Genomic DNA, 18902 nt, shown 5'->3' with positions numbered 1-18902 from the left:
AGTGCTGCCTATGAAGCAGCACTTTTTTAAAAATCACTGTCTATTTAAATGATGGTTATTTTATTTAAGGTTTAATTTTTCTTTTAATGTTGTTATCGCTGCCTCTAGTTGAGGGTCTCTGTTATTGTTGTAATCATCATTAGTGAGATTAACTTCTTTATCAGGCATTATCCCATGCTCGTTGATCTGCACTCCTTTTGGAGTCAGCCAGCGTCCAACAGTTATTTTTACCGCATTATTTTGAGGCAATTCAATAAATTCTTGCACTGATCCCTTGCCGAATGATTTTTTGCCCAATATTGTAACATTGTCACGATTGTCTCTTAGTGCCCCAGCTAGAATTTCGGAAGCGCTGGCACTACCTTCATTTATCAGCACCACTGTTTCAATTCCGCTGGCCATATCTCCCCCGCTTGTATACATATTTTTCTGATTTTTATCCCTGGTTTCCTCTATAACTACAATCTTGCCTTTTGGCAAAAGCATACTGGCCAGATCTATGGAAGTATCCAAATATCCGCCAGGATTGTTTCTGAGGTCTATGATAAGCCCGCTAGCTTTCCTGGTCCTGACTTGCAGAATAGCAGAAGCAAAGCCGCTTAGCGTATCATCTCCGAAACGTGTTATTTCTATGTAAGCAATATTGTTTTCCTTCCAGTCAATCGATACGCTTTTTACGTTTATAACATCTCTCTCCACTGTTACATCCCGGGTATCATTTTCTCCTTCACGAAAAATTGTAAGCTTTACTGATGAGCCTTTCGGACCACGTATGCTATTCACTGCTTCCTCAATCATCATGTCCGCAGAATTTTTGTCGTCAATTTTTATTATTTTGTCTCCGCTGCGAAGCCCAGCCTTTTCTGACGGAGTTCCCTGGAGTGGTGCAATGATTGTAAGTATGCCATTTTTAATTCCAAGTTCCGCACCTATGCCTTCAAAATTTCCGGTAATATCTTCATTGAACCTTTTGTTTTCCTCAGCAGTAAAAAATGTCGTATACGGATCATTAGTAGCTTCCATCATTCCCTTAATGGCTCCGTAATATAAATTATTTGCATCCAAGCTTTTCACGTCAACATATTTATCTTTCAACAAATCCCATACTTTCCAAAAAAGAGAGAAATCAATGGTATTGTTGTTACTTTTTTCCTTATTGGTAAAAACCGTTTTCTGAAGCTGCAGTGGAATATCTTCGTTTTGGCTTATTTTTCCCCTATTGAATCCTATCCAGAAAAAAACAGTGCAAAACAAAACCAAAATGCCCAGTTGTAAATAACTTCGCATCATTTTTTTTCTGTGCTGCTGATATTCTTCCGGAAAATTTTCCTTTATTTTATTGTTATCAATTTCCTGCATAAAAAATTCAATTATGTTTAGGCAGAGGCTTCCCCCAAAATTTTTTAAAATATTTTATGGCACTGAAAATATGAATCCAGGCATATTTATTGATCAGAAGAGCCTTTATGATTCCGCCTTTTGCGCTGCTTCTGCCATGATAGTGATGCATTAATGCTAATGGATAATAAATAACTTTATAACCATTCTCCCAAAATCTGCGGCACCAATCAACATCTTCAAAATACATGAAATAACGCGGATCCATCAGGCCTACTTTTTCAATTGCCTCGCGGGAAATCATAATGGCACTGCCCATTAGCCAATCAACTTCTTTAGGAGATTTATGGTCATAATCTTTCATTTGAAACCAGTCCAGATGTTTTTTTGCAAAGGAAAAACGCCCCAAAAAACTTCTCCTGTATATTATCGTGATAGGCTTGTAAAAACGTGAACAAGAAATCTGAAGCGTACCATTGAAGTTCAGCAGTTTTGGTCCGACCATTCCGATTAAGGAATCACTTTTTAAAAAATCTAGCATTTTTTGGACGGCATCTGATCCGACCACGATGTCACCATTCAGGATCAATATATATTCACCACTGCTGTATTCAATTCCCTTTTTGACGCAAGCCATAAAACCTATATTTTTTTTGTCGGGAAAAAACTTAACATCTGGAAAGTCCTCACGCATCATCATTTCTGTGTTTTCTTTCGTTTCACTTTCAGCAACAATCAATTCATACGTAACGCCAGTTACGCATTTCTTAATTGAATCCAGACATAATCTCAAAAGCTCTGGATTGCCATAGTTAGTAACTATAATAGAAAGCTCCATGCAGGAAAGAATTAACAGGAAATTTTAGGTTTTTTAGACTTATTTTGGTTTTATATCCGACTGCTCAGGAAGAGTGAAGATATTTTTAAACATTTCATGAATACGATCATAATTATCCCCTATCGGTTGCAAAGTATAACCTCTCTCAGGTGTTTCAGCTGGAACATATAGCAACCCTTCTTGGGAATTCTCAAGAACCCGCTGAGCTATTTGAGGGCTCTGCATCGTTTTATACAAATCATATAACCTTTTCATTTCCCAGGCCTGCATGTCTGTTTTTACATTATTTCCAAGCGCATCAAGAATGGCATTTACTTTGCTAAAATCACTTAGCGTGCCAATGCTTGTCACTTTTTTCTGAATTTCTTTAATAATTATCTGCTGCCGTTTGGCTCTTTCGAAATCACTTGATGTTTCACGTGAACGTACAAAACATAAGGTTTGTTTAGCATTCAAAGTTTGAGTGCCAGCAGGTAATTTAAAATTTCCTCCGCATTCCAATGTGCTGGATGGCGCCGTACATAAAGGATAGCTTGCAACTATTCTCTTTTTGTAAGTACGCGATGATTCACTGAAATATGTTACTGTTTTATTTTCATATTCTCCCGTTGGAACAGTAAAATAAGAATCACATACATGTGGCTTGTTAAACTGTACGCCTTCCTCAAAAGGCTTATCTAATGTAATTTCTACCCCACCGATAGCATCAACCAAATCAACAAAACCTTTGAAATCAATTTTTACAGCATAGTGTATCTGCGAACCCAAAACCTCTTCCAAAACCTTTTCCATTTGAGAAAGTCCCTGCCCTTTTCCATCTTCTTCCCCATAAGCATGCACAGCATTTATTTTGCTGTAACTCTGTGTTCCGGGATTTTTTACCCACAAATCTCTTGGGACCGATACTAGCGCAATTCTATTTGCCTTTGGCTCAATACTGGCAACTATGATCGTATCAGCTAGAGTACCACCAGAAGAATCGTTTTCACCACGCATGCCCAAGAGAGCAATGTTTATGCGATCTTCTTCTTCGCCCTTCAATGTATCTTTAACCCCAGGAATAGCATGTGCTAGGCTGTCAAAAAATCCTCCACTGCCCTTAGTCGAAATTTTGCTGAAAGTAAATCCTGTTTTCCAAGCAAAAAAGCCACCTACAAAAACAAACACTGCAATAACAATTAAAAGCGGCGCTAGCCACCTCTTCTTTTTTTTCTTTAGAGAATTATCCGAATTCTCTTTATAATCTGCATTTTCGTCTATCATAATTATGATTTATTTAACTTATTAATTTCTGCTCAATTATGCTATAAATTCTTATATATTGCAAGTAATTTTTCAGCAGACTTTTTCCAAGAAAAAAAGTTGATCCTTTCAGCGCCCGACTGCATCACCTCTTTTCTGAGTCTTTCATTAACACAAATACTATACATTACCTGAGAAAAATTATCAAGGGAGCTTGCATTAAAATATTCAGCGCCATCTCCGGCAATTTCCCTTAAGCTAGGTATATCTGAAGCAGCCACTGGTACTTTTTGGCTCATAGACTCGAGAACTGGGATTCCAAATCCTTCATAAAGTGACGGAAAGACAAAAAGATGAGCCAATTTATAAACGGATTTTTTGTCTTTTTCCTCAATAAATCCAGGAAAAATAACTTCATTTTTCAGGCCATTTGTTTCTATTGAATTTTCTATTCTCCTGTCATAATTATGGCCTTGTTTATTGCCGCATATTACTAACTTAAACTCTCCCAGCCTATCCTTAATACGCGCAAAAGCTTCGATTAGTTGCGGAATGTTTTTTCTAGGTTGTAATGTCCCGATGTATAAAATGAATTTTTCAGGCAAAGCATATTTATTCTTGACCTCTCTTAGTTTTTCTTCAGGAATATCGCCATCTAAAAATTCATCACTGATGGAATTATAGACATAATCAACTTTACCTGGAGCTATTTTGTAAAATTTTATTATTTCTTCTCTGGTAAATTGCGACACGGCAATAATTTTGTCGGCTCTTTTTAGACTTATAGGAATAAGCGTTTTTAAAAAAAACAGATCGGAAAATTTTATGAATTGCGGGAAAAAATTAAAAGAAATATCATGGATTGTAGTTATAATTTTTATTTCCCTGGGAACGAACCAAGGAGTAATATATTGCGTATGATAGACGTCCACCGGATTATTTTTTAAATATCTTGGCAAAACCCAGGCATTCCAAATAAATTTGTTCCCTGCTGATAATGAAACAGTTTTAAAATTATTTTTATTTGCAATTCCTAAATCTTTTTTTATTTCCGATATATTTTTTTCTTCTTTCGTATCTGTAAATAAAAAATATTCATTACTTTCATCAATCAAAGCCAGATTTTTCACCAAATTAAAAATTACCGTTTCATCACCGGTCCTTTTTTTGCCTATCAGCCTTATATCGATGCCTATTCGCATATTATTCCTGTTTATTTTCAGTTAAGGAAACAGCTATCGCTAGATATACCCATAAAAATCCGAGGAATATTCCTGAGTTGAAAATATTCGGAACTACAACTGCCGCCCAACCGAGAAGAAGGAAAACTGCAATAGTTTTGTCTTCGTTTTTTTTATCCAAGAATATTATCGCACCTTTGATAAAAATATACCCCAATAAAAACAAAAATGAAACTATTCCGATCAATCCTGCCCCCAGCCAAATTTCCAGGAATATATTGCTGGCGTTGAGGCCTGCACCGCGTTCATCCGTGCCTAAGACTTCACTGATATTCCCCCACCCGATTCCCAAAATCGGATGCTGTTTGATTTGTTCAATTGATTTTCTGTAAATTCCGGCACGGATATTTACATTCGGATCCGGCCTGTAAATTTCTCTTATTTCTTTTCCTAAATCCTTTTCTTTTCTAATATCTTCCAAATTTATGTGCCTGCATCCATATTTTTCTAATTCATTAATATTGGCAATTTTTTCAGGGACACTTGAATTTTGTGCTATGCAAGCAACAGTTATTTTTTGCAAACCTCCTGTACTCGCCGCACGATTCCAAATTTGGAAACGTGAGAGATTGAAAATATAAATAACACCAATACTTATAATTAATACCGCTATAACATTTATTAATGCACGCGTAAATTTTTTCCAATCCCATTCGGACACTTTCAATAACCCTCCTGTAAGCATTATTTTCAGGAAAAATATCGTAACCAGTAAAGTACCCAGCCAGGAACTGCGGGAAACGGTTAGCATTAAAGCTATGAAAGTAAAAGTGATAATTATCCAGCAAATTACAATTAGCAACTTATTTTTATTTTTTTCAAAATAATAAATTAAAGAAAAAATGGCTGCTGTCAAAAATACCAAAAATATTCCCAGCCAGTCAGGTTCTGCGAAAGTACCATTCGGCCTGCCAGGCATTATTTCATGAGAATCTCCTCCCTGAATGAAAATAATATTCTGCAAAATCGCATAAAGAGCAACAAGCAATCCTCCGCCAATAAAAAAAGGGGCTATGCGTTTAAGATCATCAAGAGATTGAATGTAAATTCTTGCCAAGAAGTAAAGAACTACAAAAGATAATGCAACAACTGACTGTTTAAACCCCACTAATTTATTTTGCGCCAAAAGAATACTCAAAAAACCTCCAGAAACAAAAATGATTGGCAACGCATCATGCCATCCAAATTTCGGAAAATAAAAATTTATTTTTTTCATTACAAATCTGACACCCAAAGCAACAGCTATCAATCCTCCGAGTATCTGATATGGCCTGACAAATAAACCGAAATTCTGCGAAGCAACATTCACATTTTCCATTCCTATTGATCCAATAAGGAAAACAAATGCCCAACCAGGGCGATAGACGGCAAAAAGAAGACCCAAAAAGGCAAAAAACAGGAAGTCAATTGTATTTGAAAAAGGCAAAAGACCAATATTAGAAAACCAGATTAAAAAAATTATTATTACTAAACAAGCAAAAAAAAGATATTTTTTTGTCATTTTGTCTTGAAATTTACTGGCAAAATTTTCTATAAAATTTATCACTTCAAATTTTTTATTATGTTAAAAAATTTCTCTAAAAAATTTTCGAAAGAAAAGTGATTTGCACGTTCCCTGCCTTTCATTGAAAGTGCCGCTTTTAGATGATTATTATTCAAGACGTTTTTTATTACCATCGCTATATCTTCGGCTTTCTTGGGATCACAATACAAAACAGAATCGCTTCCAATTTCAGGCAACGAGGAAACTTTTGAAGTAATAACAGGGATTCCCTGATTCATAGCTTCAAGTATAGGAAGTCCGAAACCTTCATAGAGAGACGGGTAGACAAACAAGACAGCATTATTATAAATAGCAGGCAAATCCTCCTGAGGAACATAATCCAGAAGTATCACGCGATTTTCTAAATTCAATTCTTTGACAAGTTTCTTTGCGTCTGTCACAAGCGGAGCCAATTCAGGCATTAATTTTCCAGATATAACAAGTTTTGGCAGCCAACCATTTTGTCCGTATTTATCCCAAAGTAATTTATAGGCTTTTAAAACATTCTCGGTGTTTTTACGGATTTCCATTCCTCCACCATTATATATATATCCTGCCTCTAGATTGTATTTATTGAGAATGTGCTGACTTTCGAATTGCGAAACGTTTCTTTTATAAATCTCATCAACATCAACATGGGAAACAGATATTTTTTTCGGATTGATTTCAAGGTGTTGGATGAGATCTTTTTCTGTACGATGAGAAACGGAAATTATTTTGTCAGCTTTCTTGATTGCTTGTTTGCTAAGATACCAAAAATATTTTTTACGTAAATTATTAATATATTGGGGAAAAAATTCTAACAATATGTCATGCACAACCATAATATGCCTTATGTTTTTAGGCATAATTGTAGCGCATTGATATAAGCTCAGGAAGACATTGCATCCGTCTTCTGCAGCTTTTTTTGGAAGAATAAATTTTTGCCACCATATTGAGCGTATAATGTCGTCTCTTTTATATGGCGGAAGAAAAACTCTTTCATGGAAATTTTCCGGTAATTTTATGTTTTTTTGCAATTTTTCTTCAAGATATAAAAAGTATTCAAACTTTTGGTTTCTGTCTTTTAATGTTTGACATTCTGCCACTTTTTTGACAAAATTAGCAGTTACCTGGCCTATGCCTGTATTTTGTTTGCGTAAAAATGACGCATTAATTCCTATTTTCATATGATTTAATTATATAGTAAAAAAAGAAAAATGAAAAACATCTTGTATAATTAATGCAGATGTTTTAATATGTAAGATGTAATTTGTTAAGAAAATCATTCATGGAAAAAAAATCCCAGTCAGTTTGTATTATAGGTTTAGGTTATGTAGGTCTTCCTTTAGCTGTTCAATGTGCCCTGAAAGGATATACAGTATATGGGCTTGAAAATGACATCGAAAAAAATAATCTTATTAATGCAGGCAAAAGTCCTATAAAAGAGGATTTTCTGGAAAAAAATCTTCCCAATATAAAGGTAGAAGCAACAAATGATCCGTCTGTAATACAAAAAGCAGATGTTGTTATTATGTGCGTTCCGACTCCGGTTGATGAAAATTATTATCCTGATTTGACTCCAGTTAAAGACGCTACTCATGCCATTGTAAAAAATCTTAAAAAAGGACAGCTTATCGTCATTGAATCTACGATTAACCCTGGCGTGTGTGAAGAAGTCATTAAGCCTATGTTTGATGAAGCTGGATATGAAATCGGCAAAGATTATGAACTCGCCCATTGCCCTGAAAGAATTAATCCTGGAGATCCTAAATGGAATGTAACCAACATTCCCCGCGTCGTCGGTTCTTTCACTAAAAAAGGATTGGGTGCTGCAGTAGATTTTTATAGTGATGTTATTGATGCCGAAATAATGCCAATGAAATCTATCCGCGAAGCCGAAGCAACAAAGATTGTTGAAAATTCTTTCCGTGACATAAATATTGCTTTCGTAAATGAACTGGCAAAGTCTTTCGATGTACTTGGCATTGATGTTGTTGATGTCATCAAAGGCGCCTCCACTAAGCCTTTTGCTTTTATGCCTCATTGGCCAAGCCGAGGGATTGGAGGACATTGCATTCCGGTTGATCCATATTACTTGATTGAACGCGCTAAAGCATCCGGATTTGATCATGAATTTTTGAAAACAGCCCGCAAAGTCAATAATTCCATGCCGGAATATACTGTAGAACTTCTGCAGGATGCTCTTAACCAAATTAGAATGCCTCTTAATGGGACAAAGATTGGGCTTATGGGTATTTCATACAAAGCTAATATTGCTGATCTCCGCGAATCACCAGCCTTAAAGATTATAAAATTCCTAAAAATACACAAAGCAGATGTTTTAATTTTTGATCCCCATACCGAAAAGCATTCAACGGTAAAATCTCTTGACGAACTATTGGAAAAGTCAGACGCACTTATCCTGGCAACAAATCATAAGGAATTTCTTGAAATCAATCCAGAAACTTTCAAAAAGAACGAAATCAAAGTCATTATTGACGGAATGAATTGTCTTAATAAAGAAGAGATCGCAAAACATGGTATAATATACAAAGGAATAGGACACTAATTTAAATTTTTATGTTTCATTTATTAAAATCAATAATTTGGATGGCAGGAATTGTTGTTGTCGGAATCTTTATTCTCAATTATTTCGGATATAAATTTAACACCCATTATTTCAATGAAAGCAAGGCGGATTGCCAAAAAAGGCTTGAGGAATGTTCGAAAGAATTGGTAGAGCAAGGAACTAAAAATGCTGAATGTAATCTTAATTGCCTTGATCCTAAATTAATAATTAAGAAAAAATAATGAGACTTATAGTAAATATCCCGGCTTATAATGAGGAAGAAAAAATAGCCGAAACTATCCATAAAATTCCGCGTGGATTTCAGGGAATTGATGAAGTTCTCATCCAGGTAATTGATGATGGATCAATTGATAAAACTGCTGAAAAAGCCCGGGAAGCCGGAGCTGATTTAATAGTTTCTTATAAGCCTAACAGACGCCTGGCTTATTCATTCAAAAGGGCTATTGAAAATTCACTGGAAAACGGCGCAGACATTATGGTGAATATAGATGCGGACGGGCAATTTGATGCCAATGAAATTCCTAAACTATTAGAGCCTATTCTTGAAGGACGAGCAGACATGGTCATTGGCAACAGGTTTGGAGAGACAAAGGCTGAAAATATTCCTTGGATTAGAAAGACTTTGAATAAGTTTGCTGCCGGTATAATCGGTTTTTTCCTGGGGCACAAAACTAATGACCTGACTTGCGGATTCAGGGCTCACAATCGTGAAACTATGCTCAGGCTCAATCTGGTCAATACTCATTTCACCTATACACAGGAAACGATCATTGATGCGATCGGAAAAGATCTCAAATTAGTTTGGGTGCCAATTAGCGTTACTTACTTCGACGACAGGAAAGCAAAAATTACAAAATCTATCTGGAAGTTTGTCGGGAATTCAGCCAAGATAATTTTAAAAGCTATCCGTGATGTCCGACCGCTCAAATTTTTTGGCTGGCCTGGATTATTTTTTATTTTTCTTGGCCTTATTGGCATAATATTTTTTGCCGTCAATTATTTCCAGGATTTTAAGATAACACCTTATAGGAATTACATTATCTTTTCATCTATAAGTATTTTCCTGGGAATCCAGCTGACTATTTTTGCCCTCATAGCTGATATGATTAAATCTAATCGCCGGATAGAAGAAGAGATTATGTATCAGCTAAAAAAGGAAAAATATAAGAAATGAACTATTCTTAAATTAAAACCGCCTTTCATTTGGCGGTTTTTTTCTTGAAAAAAAAGTTGTTTTAAGGTACAATGTTTTTATGGATAAATTGAAAATTTTGTTTATTTCCCACACTTTTCCGCCTATTGTCGGCGGAGTTGAAACGCATAATTACGAGCTTTCATCCTGGCTTTCCAAGCAAGCTGAAGTGAAAATTATAGCTAATAAAAAAAGATGGCTTATTCCGTTTTTTTTAGTGTATGCTACTATCCGCGCTGTTTTATCAGCTCGAAAATATGATGCGATTGTTTTGGGCAGCTGCCTGCTTTCTAATGTCGCTTGGAGACTAAAACTTTTCGGCAATAAGAAACCTGTGATTGCAGTCGCCCACGGGCTTGATCTAACTTTCAAAAATTTCTTTTATCAAAAATTATGGATTGGGATTTTTCTGAAAAAAATAGACAAAATTATTGCCGTTGGAAATGAAACCGCGAAAGTTGCCAAAGAAAAAGGAATCCCGGAAGAAAAAATTATTTTCATTCCAAATGGCGTAGACACTGAAAAAAATTTAGTTTCAGCCACTAAAGGTGCTTTAGAAAAAATTATCGGACAGCCAATTGCTGGTAAAAAAATCCTTTTGACTTCAGGAAGATTGGCTAAAAGAAAAGGAGTGGCTTGGTTTATTTCCAATGTAATTCCGAAACTCGGAGAAGAATTTTTATATGTTGTTGCCGGCAATGGACCCGACAAGGAAAATATAGAGGATGCGATAAAGAATACTAATTTAGAAAACCACGTAATAGTATTGGGGTATGTTTCAGACGAAAAAAGGAACATTCTTCTGAATACTGCTGACCTTTTTATACAGCCGAATATAAAGGTTCCTGGAGATATGGAAGGTTTTGGAATATCTGTTGTTGAGGCTGGCGCCTGCAGACTTCCTGTTTTAGCTTCAGAAATTGAAGGTCTTAGAGATGCTATTAAAGACGGAAAAAATGGATTCCTGACAGAATCTGCTAATGCAGACATGTTCGTACAAAAAATAAATGAACTTTTCAACCAAGGCAGCCCACGGGAAATTTACGGTGAAAAAGTGCGCGAATATGTGGTTCAAAACTACAGCTGGGAATATGTTTCAAATTTATATTTTAAAGAAATAGAAACAGTGATAAAAAAATAAATTATGTCTTCATTTATATACTCACAAATTTTATTATATGTTTCGATGGGAATAGTATTATTTATTCCTGGATATTTTTTGGTCCTCGCAACATTTCTTAATAAAAAAATGTCTCCTATTGAAACTTTTGTGGTTTCATTCGGCTCAAGCATTATAATTACAGATTTGATTATAATTCTTATTGGAAAATCTCCCCTGCCTATTACCAGTGCTTCTATCCTTGGTATGATCCTTTTTTTCAGCTTAGCGTGCCTTGCGATTTATCTTTTCAGAAAAAAAAGAAAAAATGAAATTATTGGAAATAAACAAGGCATATCTCATGACAGGTTTCCAATTAAGTCGGCTGCTATGATTTTATTGATTGTTTTTTTAACAATTTTTATAAGGACAATATACTTCAAGGATACTATATTTCCAACTACTACAGATCTCGGACATCACATGTATTGGAGCAAACAAATTGCAATTACTGGTGATCTTCCACAATATGAAAAGGCCGATATTGGGCAAGACTTTACCATCGGAGAGCCTCAACCGATAGCCGATTTTATAATCGGTGAACATCTTATTTTTGCCGCAATCTCAATTATTTCTGGAGCAGAATTTATTTCTGCCTTCCCTGGCTTAGTTCTTTTTTTAATCCAAATAATATCACTATTGGCAATATTCATTCTGACCCGTGAAATTTTTAAAAAAGCAGAACATAGGTATGGAGACACTATAGCAATAACTACCCTATTCCTTATCGGACCCCTATACGCATTCGCAACGCCTCAGGCCAAATTTGTCAGCGGAGGAGTCATAGGAAACATTATTGGCAATCTTTTTATTCCACTAGCTATCTATTTTTATGTGCGGGCTTTTTCAGAAAAAAAATCATCATTGCTTGCATGGGCTTTATTTTTCAGCTTCGGATTAGCCTATACGCATCATCTCAGCACTTTTGTATTTATTTTTATCGCTTTCTTCAGTCTTATTTCATTCGCTGCACTCAATTTTAGAACAGTATTCTCGGAAGCACGCAGATTATTAAGATTAATAATTTCTCCGAGCGTATTGACAGTCATAGCTGCAGGAATAATTTTCACTTTTTTTGTTTACACTCCGAGCTACTTTAACCAGGAAGCTATAGATACCGCTGTTGGAACACCAAGTAAGTCAACACGGACGGGGCTAACCTTAGGTCAGCTAAAAACTACTGCTGGAGAGGCTCGATTTGCCTTTGCTGTCGCAGGAATCATAATGCTATTTTTTGTGCGTAAAATAGGAAAATACAGACAAGCTTTCATGATTGGATGGATTGCAGCCCTTGCGCTTATGTCACTCAGGCCTGATTGGCTTTTTGTGGACATCCCTTCAAATAGAATTGCAAGTTACGTAGTCTTTCCTATAGCCATAATAGCTGCATGCATGCTTGTACATATTTTCATATTATTTAGGAATAAAAATGAAAATACAAACAAAAACTATATTGGTCCCGTTTTTATCTTAATAACTTTTTTTGCTTTTATGATGTTTGTTTCGGCAGATGGCTTTAATGACAATGCAAATTCTTTAAATACGGATAACAGTGCTAACAAAGCCTTGCAAACCTATGCTGCTGCTCAATATCTTGCTGAACATTCTGGTTCTGATGATATTATACTTAAAGATCACAATTATCTTTCAGGTGACACATGGATAAAACTTTTTTTCATGCGTGGATATAATTATCCTCTTTCAAGAGGTTATTTTAAAAGATATGAAGATTCTCCATCCCGGGAACAATGCACTAATTTAATGATATCTGCACCAAGCAGTCCTGAAGCTAACAAGTGTTTTATTGGAACAAAAACCAATTTCACCATGATTAATCCAAAAATTGACAGCGGCCAATTTAATAAGCTGGATAATTTCTGGCAAGTTTATTCATCGGATGAGGTGGGAATTTATTATAGAAAAGATAATTAAAAAAATATGAACAGCAAACTTATTCCAATATCAATTATGGGTATGCTACTGGCAAGTTTTATTTTCTTGTCAGCTTTCGAAACAATCCAGGGAGATATGAGCAATAAAAATATCTGGATGCTTTATTTTTCAAGTCCTAAAGACAATTCATTGGATTTTATAATAGAGAATAATTCCCAAAACAAAATTTTTCACTGGCAAATATTGCTGGATAAAATAGTAGTTACTGAAGGAGATTCCTCCGTTTCACTGGGAGATAAAAAAACCATCACAGTGCCGAATGATGATATTGATCTTTCCAATAGAAAAATAACTATCGTGGTTTCAGATGTTAATAATAATAAAAAAGAAATTTATAAGCATTTTTGACAAAGAAAAAAGGCGCCTTATTTGGATTTATTTTTTACAAGAAGATTTCAAGTAAAAGATTCGAATTATCGAAAAATAAATCCAAATTGTTAAGCGCCTTCAGTTTCAGTCTTGGAACCAGAGATTTTCTCTGAATCCCTCCTTTTGCTGTTGTTAATGAAAAAAATATTTACTACTTACAAAATAGCATAAAAAATTATTTTTGTAAACAAGTTTCCTAATTAACCTCTAAATAAAGCCTTAAAATCAATTATGAAAAAGATACTATTGATCACTCGCCCTATTACTCCCCCTTGGGATGAAGCTTCAAAAAATTTCGCTTTTTTTCTAGCCAAAAACATTTCTAATTTTACAATCGGACTTTTGACTAAAAGCCATATTTCTGAATTATCAGATAACGTAGAGCAGAAACCTGTTTACACTTCGAGTAATTTCTCTTTTTTGCAGAAAATAAGATTACTTTTCGGTTTGAAATTTTTAAAAAGCAAATTCGACATATTACATTTTTTGTTTACACCTACACGACTGAATTCATTTCTGATAAAAAAAATTCTAGGATGCGGAAATAAAAAATTCCGCACTATCCAGACCATTGCTACTTTGCGCGAAGATCTATATTCCGATGAAGAAATAAAAAAAATGATTTTTGGAAATCTTATAATTACTTACTCCGATTATGCTAAAAACAAATTGGCTTCTTTGGGTTTTAAAAATATTGAAAGAATCTATCCTGGAATCGATTTGGATCTCTACCGCAAAAAAGAAAAAAATCCTGAACATATGAAAAAATACGGTTTATCTGATTTAGATTTCATAATTAATTTTACCGGTGAATATTCAAGATTGGGAGCTATAGATGACGTAGCTTTAAGTTTTATTGAAATTTCTAAACTAATTCCCAATTCCAAATTATCATTGGCTGTCAGGATAAAAAATTGCGAAGACATTGAAAAGAAAAAGTGGGTTATTGAAATTTTTAAAAGAAACAATCTGCTTGACAGAGTTATTTTCCACGATGACGGAACATATGAAATGTCTGATATTTATAATCTCTGCGACATCAGTATTTTTCCGGTTCAGGACATGAAAGGAAAATTTGATGTGCCTTTGGCTGTTATTGAAGCTATGGCCTGTGAAAAACCGGTTATAATTTCCAACATTCCCATCTTGGAAGAATTCGCAAAGGAAGGAAATTCTGTTAAAATTGAAAAAGGGAATTTGTCTGAACTAAAACTAAAAATTCTGGATTTATATGACCATCGCGAAAAATGCTATCAGATCGGCAAAAATGCACGCCAATATGTGGAAGAAAACTTTGATATCAAAAAAATAGCACAGCAATATAAAAATATTTACAATAAGTTATAGCATATGGCATACAATTTAAAAAAGATATCTGAAAATAAACAAGAATTGATAACTGAAGAAATGAAACTTCCGGCAATTTTACATGTTTCGGAAGATTTATTGCCAAACGATGAAACTCTTGAGCAAATTGAAAACATAGCTAAAGATGAAAGACTTTTCCACCATATAGCCGAAATGAGCGATGTACATTCAAAAAAAGGACGCAAAGTTCCTACTGGCAGCGTAATTGCAACTGAAAATTTTTTTCTTCCTCAAATAAATGATACGGCTCCTAATTGTGGCATGCGGCTTGTTAAAACAGACTTGACTGATGAAAACATAACTCCAGAAATAATCGACAAACTTTTCCAGGAATTAGTCAAAAAGATTCCGACTAAGAAATATATAGGCACTCCTATCCCCTATGATCTGGCTTTTAAAATTTGCAAATCAGGTGCAGAAGTTTTGACTGACCATTTTAAAATCCGGACTAAAAACGAAATTGAAAATACTTTTTCCAGGGGAAATTTTTTCCGCAATGAAGAAGTCTCTAATCGTGACATATTGGATGCTATTCCCGAACTTTTCATAAAAATCGGGAGTTATCGTCTGGGAATTCTGGGTGCAGCCGGAAACCATTTTTTGGATCTAATGAAGATATCTGAAATTAAAAATAAGGAAATCGCAAGGAAATTTGGATTAAATAAAGGTCAATATGTCTTCTTGATTCATACTGGCAGCGGACTTCTCGGACAATACGCATCATATATGTACACCCCGAAAATAAAAGAACACCTGAGCCAACGCATCGTTTTAAAAATGGGCACGACCTTTTTTGGCAGCCAGATGAGAAAATTATATCAAAATCTTTCCAAAAAAATCGAGAGTTATAAAAACAAAAATGAATTTTTCGGGTATGAAGACGCGAGCTTAGAAGGAAAAATGTTTTTTAATGCCCATCGGGCAGCAGCTAATTTCGGTTTCGCCAATAGAATGGTCATAACCCACCATCTTGATCAAGCTTTGGAAAATATTTTCGGCAAAAAAATTGATCTTGATCTGCTTTATGATACAACTCATATTTCTATTGAAAGAGAAAATCATTTCGGGAAAGACGTCTGGGTTCACCGCAATGGCAGTGTCAGAGCTAATGGACCAAAGCGCATGCAGGATCATCCTATTTTTTCTGAGACGGGCGAGCCTGTTTTTATTCCATCCTCTATGAGCGGATCGGCCTATATTGCCGTAGGAACAAACCGAAATGAATCAACTTTTTTCTCCGCACCGCACGGAACCGGAAGACGCAAAGTTTTCAAAGAAGACGCTGCTAAAAATAAGGAGGAGCTTTTCAGAAAAATGCAACAAAACAATGTACGCCTTTACAATGCAAAGTCTGACGGGGTTGTCCTGCAGGATGGTTCGTATTATAAAGATGTAGAGGAAGTTATCAGAGGAATGGAAGATAATGGAATCGTTGAGGTTGTGGCTAAAATGGAACCCATGGCGGTGTTAATGTATTAAAAATATGAAATTAATCACGATTTCCGGCCTGGATGGCAGCGGAAAATCAACCCAAATAGAACTGCTGAAAAATTACCTTGAATCGCAAGGCAAAAAGGTTTTCTATTTCCATGCAATTCAATTCGGATTGGCCAATAAATTAAAAAATAGAGATGAAATCTCAGCTGAACAACAAAGTATAGTTAGAGCGAATTTTTTTCAGATAATTCTGCGCCGGATATTTTTGATGATTGATATATTTCGTTTCAAAAAATTAATTAAAAAATTAGAAAAAGAAGGTTTTGATTATATTGTCAGTGATAGATATTTTTATGACAGCGTGATAAACATAAAATATCTTTCTGGAAATGATAAAAAAATACCCTGCGAAAAATTCATAATCAAACCTGATTTGGGCATCTATCTGCAGTCCGATCCGGAAATAATCATGCAAAGAGAAAGAAAGCCCGACCAAGGCATTGATTATTTAAAAAATAAAAAAGGATTGTACAATAATGCCGCAACAATCTGGATTTTAAAAATTATTGATGGCAATAGGAATAAAGAAGAAATTTTTGAGGAAATAAAAAGCATACTTTAAAAACAAAAAAAGCACCTTCAGACGTGATAATCTAAAAATGCTTTAATCTTTATAGAGTTTATTTCTTTTTATTTCTTGCAGCCTGCATTTAAATAAACTAAATATATAAAAAAAACTACAAAAAAAATAAAAAAAATAAAAACAAACATTGAATAAATCAAGTGGTTTTTCCAATTAAGGAAAAAGATTACCTGTAATATATATAAAATCAATATCACAGCCACATGAGGAACAATTTCAATGAATGCCTCTCTGCCTTGCTTTTTAACTTTTTTGCATGATATTCCCCAAAAAAAACCTGCTGGAGAAATTGCTCCTAAAAATAAAAGAACTTCATTCATTCTTCTCCCCTCCTTTTTTATAAAATATATTTTTTATAACACTATATAATACAAGATAAATTAATTTATGTCAAGCAATCTCGCAAAATCAACATTCTGGCTTGTTGTTTCAGAAATAATATTCAATCTTTCCGGATATATAATCCACTCTTTTGTCGGGCGGATTTTGGGTCCCGCCGATTATGGAAGGTATGGATTAGTTGTAACCCTGACCACCATGGTTATAATCCTGATCGGCAATGGAATTCCAACTGCAATGGCCAAATATATCAGCGAGATTTTCGAAACCAATCCCCGACTGGTGCTTGTCATTAAAAAGAAAGCGATCATCCTGCAATCGATTCTGATTGGCGGAATTACAATAATATTTTTCCTTTCAGCTCCCCTGATTTCTTATGTATTAGGGGATACCACTCTGACCCCCCTCTTCAGAATTTCAACATTGATTATTCCTGCCTTTGCTATGGCTTCTTTCTATTTTTCCTACTACACAGGCCTGCATAAATTCAATATTCAATCAATTCTCAAAACATTGCGTTCTGTTCTAAAGGTTGTGGCAATTATTGGCTTAGCTTATACTTTCCGGGTTCCAGGATCAATTGTCGGATATGCTTTGGCCGCATTTTCGGTCTTTTTAATCGCCTTTACTTTAGATCAGTTCAAATACACCAAAGAGATAAAAAAGGCTGCTGAAGGCCAAAATTTGAGCTTACAGAGCACTTTTGAGACCAAAAAGCTCGTCAGTTACGCTTGGCAGGTAATCCTCTTCTTTTTGGCTTATGAACTGCTTATAAGCATTGATTTGTATCTGGTTAAGGGTATTTTGCATAATGACTATTTGACTGGAATATATAATGCTTCTTTGACTGTTGGCCGCATTCCCTACTACATTTTTTACGCTTTGACTATAATGCTGCTGCCGGTAATTTCTAAATCAACAGCAGAAGAAAATCATGAACAGACAAATTTGGTTATAAGCCAATCATTAAGACTGATGATAATCCTGCTTGTTCCCTCTGTAATTCTTATGTCAGAATTTTCACGGCCAATTATAAAAATATTTTACAGCACTAAATATATTGAAGCAGCTTATCCGATGTCTATTCTCGCTTATGGCGTCGGTTTCCTGACAATTTTTTATGTCATGAGTTTCGTGCTCAACGGCGCCGGCAAGACAAAAATTCCGATGTGGATTTCCATTTTTGGCGTTATTATCAATACCATTCTCAATTACATTCTTATCAAGCGTTTTGGAATTGTCGGATCAGCTGTTGCAACTACGATCACATCCTTCGTAGCAATGTTAGCTATTTTATATTATATCCAAAGAGATTTCGGAGTTTTAATTAAGTTTAAAAATCTCTTAAAAATTTCCCTAGCCGGAATTGCCATGTATGCCGCTTCCCTGCTTTTTGATAAGGGAGAATTCATTTTTCTTCTCTGGTCGGCAATACTATTTGCATTGTACCTGGCAATTTTATATTTCTTGGACGGAATAACGAAGAATGATATTGACTATCTGAAACAGATAATTTCCAAAAAGAAAAAGAAGACTGAAATTCAGGAAGAACTTTCAGGCAATGAGCCCCAGTCATAGAAATTATAAAAAAACAAAATTCAAAATTAACTTAAAACCATTCCGCAATAGAAATGGTTTTAAATTAATTTATAAAAAAAGAAAAAATTG

Annotated in this window: 16 protein-coding genes; 10 read left to right on the top strand and 6 right to left on the bottom strand. The window is 34.9% G+C overall.

Going from position 1 to position 18902, the window contains the following annotated elements; all coding sequences use genetic code 11:
• Positions 1-60 precede the first annotated feature (60 nt).
• The 6 genes from PLR68_00595 to PLR68_00570 are packed head-to-tail and all read right to left on the bottom strand — an operon-like array spanning position 61 to position 7371.
• Complete coding sequence (locus PLR68_00595) at positions 61-1359, bottom strand: S41 family peptidase (protein ID HOW60241.1); 1299 nt, start codon at positions 1357-1359, stop codon at positions 61-63.
• A gap of 7 nt (positions 1360-1366) precedes the next feature.
• Entirely contained in the window at positions 1367-2176 is an 810-nt protein-coding gene (locus PLR68_00590) for a glycosyltransferase family 2 protein (GenBank protein ID HOW60240.1), read from the bottom strand.
• A 39-nt stretch (positions 2177-2215) separates the two neighbouring features.
• Positions 2216-3439, bottom strand: a complete 1224-nt coding sequence (locus tag PLR68_00585) for an LCP family protein (protein ID HOW60239.1) — start codon at positions 3437-3439, stop codon at positions 2216-2218.
• A gap of 41 nt (positions 3440-3480) precedes the next feature.
• Positions 3481-4620, bottom strand: a complete 1140-nt coding sequence (locus tag PLR68_00580) for a glycosyltransferase family 1 protein (protein HOW60238.1) — start codon at positions 4618-4620, stop codon at positions 3481-3483.
• A 1-nt stretch (position 4621) separates the two neighbouring features.
• The gene (locus tag PLR68_00575; protein HOW60237.1) at positions 4622-6160 is read right to left on the bottom strand and encodes an O-antigen ligase family protein; all 1539 of its coding nucleotides are present in this window, start codon (positions 6158-6160) and stop codon (positions 4622-4624) included.
• A 41-nt stretch (positions 6161-6201) separates the two neighbouring features.
• Positions 6202-7371, bottom strand: coding sequence for a glycosyltransferase family 1 protein (locus PLR68_00570; GenBank protein ID HOW60236.1), 1170 nt, complete (start codon positions 7369-7371; stop codon positions 6202-6204).
• A 101-nt stretch (positions 7372-7472) separates the two neighbouring features.
• Between PLR68_00570 and PLR68_00565 the strand changes: the two genes are divergently transcribed.
• The 10 genes from PLR68_00565 to PLR68_00520 all read left to right on the top strand — a co-directional run bounded on the left by PLR68_00565 (position 7473) and on the right by PLR68_00520 (position 18812).
• On the top strand, positions 7473-8753 hold the full coding sequence (locus PLR68_00565; protein ID HOW60235.1) for a nucleotide sugar dehydrogenase: 1281 nt from the start codon (positions 7473-7475) through the stop codon (positions 8751-8753).
• A gap of 11 nt (positions 8754-8764) precedes the next feature.
• Positions 8765-8995: a hypothetical protein gene (locus tag PLR68_00560; protein HOW60234.1), complete on the top strand. Its 231-nt coding sequence runs from the start codon at positions 8765-8767 to the stop codon at positions 8993-8995.
• Positions 8995-9948, top strand: coding sequence for a glycosyltransferase family 2 protein (locus PLR68_00555; protein ID HOW60233.1), 954 nt, complete (start codon positions 8995-8997; stop codon positions 9946-9948). Before PLR68_00560 ends, PLR68_00555 begins: the two co-directional genes overlap by 1 nt.
• A 79-nt stretch (positions 9949-10027) precedes the next feature.
• Positions 10028-11107 (top strand): glycosyltransferase family 4 protein, encoded by a 1080-nt coding sequence (locus PLR68_00550; GenBank protein ID HOW60232.1) that lies wholly within the window; start codon positions 10028-10030, stop codon positions 11105-11107.
• 45 nt (positions 11108-11152) lie between these two features.
• A complete protein-coding gene (locus PLR68_00545) occupies positions 11153-13057 on the top strand; it encodes a DUF1616 domain-containing protein (protein HOW60231.1) in 1905 nt (634 codons plus the stop codon).
• 6 nt (positions 13058-13063) lie between these two features.
• Complete coding sequence (locus tag PLR68_00540) at positions 13064-13426, top strand: hypothetical protein (GenBank protein ID HOW60230.1); 363 nt, start codon at positions 13064-13066, stop codon at positions 13424-13426.
• A gap of 252 nt (positions 13427-13678) precedes the next feature.
• On the top strand, positions 13679-14794 hold the full coding sequence (locus PLR68_00535; protein HOW60229.1) for a glycosyltransferase family 4 protein: 1116 nt from the start codon (positions 13679-13681) through the stop codon (positions 14792-14794).
• A 3-nt stretch (positions 14795-14797) separates the two neighbouring features.
• On the top strand, positions 14798-16294 hold the full coding sequence (locus PLR68_00530) for an RtcB family protein (protein HOW60228.1): 1497 nt from the start codon (positions 14798-14800) through the stop codon (positions 16292-16294).
• 4 nt (positions 16295-16298) lie between these two features.
• On the top strand, positions 16299-16874 hold the full coding sequence (locus PLR68_00525) for a hypothetical protein (GenBank protein ID HOW60227.1): 576 nt from the start codon (positions 16299-16301) through the stop codon (positions 16872-16874).
• 408 nt (positions 16875-17282) lie between these two features.
• On the top strand, positions 17283-18812 hold the full coding sequence (locus tag PLR68_00520; protein ID HOW60226.1) for a flippase: 1530 nt from the start codon (positions 17283-17285) through the stop codon (positions 18810-18812).
• Positions 18813-18902 lie beyond the last annotated feature (90 nt).

It is taken from the genome of Candidatus Moraniibacteriota bacterium (genome assembly GCA_035390125.1).
Taxonomy (GTDB): Bacteria; Patescibacteriota; Minisyncoccia; order Moranbacterales; family GWC2-37-73; genus DAOOTD01.
This window is presented reverse-complemented; position numbering and strand designations above follow the sequence as displayed.

Coding starts and splice junctions, on each gene's coding strand:
- PLR68_00595 (HOW60241.1), bottom strand. CDS start 1,359: ATGCAGGAAATTGATAACAATAAAATAAAGGAAAATTTTCCGGAAGAA.
- PLR68_00590 (HOW60240.1), bottom strand. CDS start 2,176: ATGGAGCTTTCTATTATAGTTACTAACTATGGCAATCCAGAGCTTTTG.
- PLR68_00585 (HOW60239.1), bottom strand. CDS start 3,439: ATGATAGACGAAAATGCAGATTATAAAGAGAATTCGGATAATTCTCTA.
- PLR68_00580 (HOW60238.1), bottom strand. CDS start 4,620: ATGCGAATAGGCATCGATATAAGGCTGATAGGCAAAAAAAGGACCGGT.
- PLR68_00575 (HOW60237.1), bottom strand. CDS start 6,160: ATGACAAAAAAATATCTTTTTTTTGCTTGTTTAGTAATAATAATTTTT.
- PLR68_00570 (HOW60236.1), bottom strand. CDS start 7,371: ATGAAAATAGGAATTAATGCGTCATTTTTACGCAAACAAAATACAGGC.
- PLR68_00565 (HOW60235.1), top strand. CDS start 7,473: ATGGAAAAAAAATCCCAGTCAGTTTGTATTATAGGTTTAGGTTATGTA.
- PLR68_00560 (HOW60234.1), top strand. CDS start 8,765: ATGTTTCATTTATTAAAATCAATAATTTGGATGGCAGGAATTGTTGTT.
- PLR68_00555 (HOW60233.1), top strand. CDS start 8,995: ATGAGACTTATAGTAAATATCCCGGCTTATAATGAGGAAGAAAAAATA.
- PLR68_00550 (HOW60232.1), top strand. CDS start 10,028: ATGGATAAATTGAAAATTTTGTTTATTTCCCACACTTTTCCGCCTATT.
- PLR68_00545 (HOW60231.1), top strand. CDS start 11,153: ATGGGAATAGTATTATTTATTCCTGGATATTTTTTGGTCCTCGCAACA.
- PLR68_00540 (HOW60230.1), top strand. CDS start 13,064: ATGAACAGCAAACTTATTCCAATATCAATTATGGGTATGCTACTGGCA.
- PLR68_00535 (HOW60229.1), top strand. CDS start 13,679: ATGAAAAAGATACTATTGATCACTCGCCCTATTACTCCCCCTTGGGAT.
- PLR68_00530 (HOW60228.1), top strand. CDS start 14,798: ATGGCATACAATTTAAAAAAGATATCTGAAAATAAACAAGAATTGATA.
- PLR68_00525 (HOW60227.1), top strand. CDS start 16,299: ATGAAATTAATCACGATTTCCGGCCTGGATGGCAGCGGAAAATCAACC.
- PLR68_00520 (HOW60226.1), top strand. CDS start 17,283: ATGTCAAGCAATCTCGCAAAATCAACATTCTGGCTTGTTGTTTCAGAA.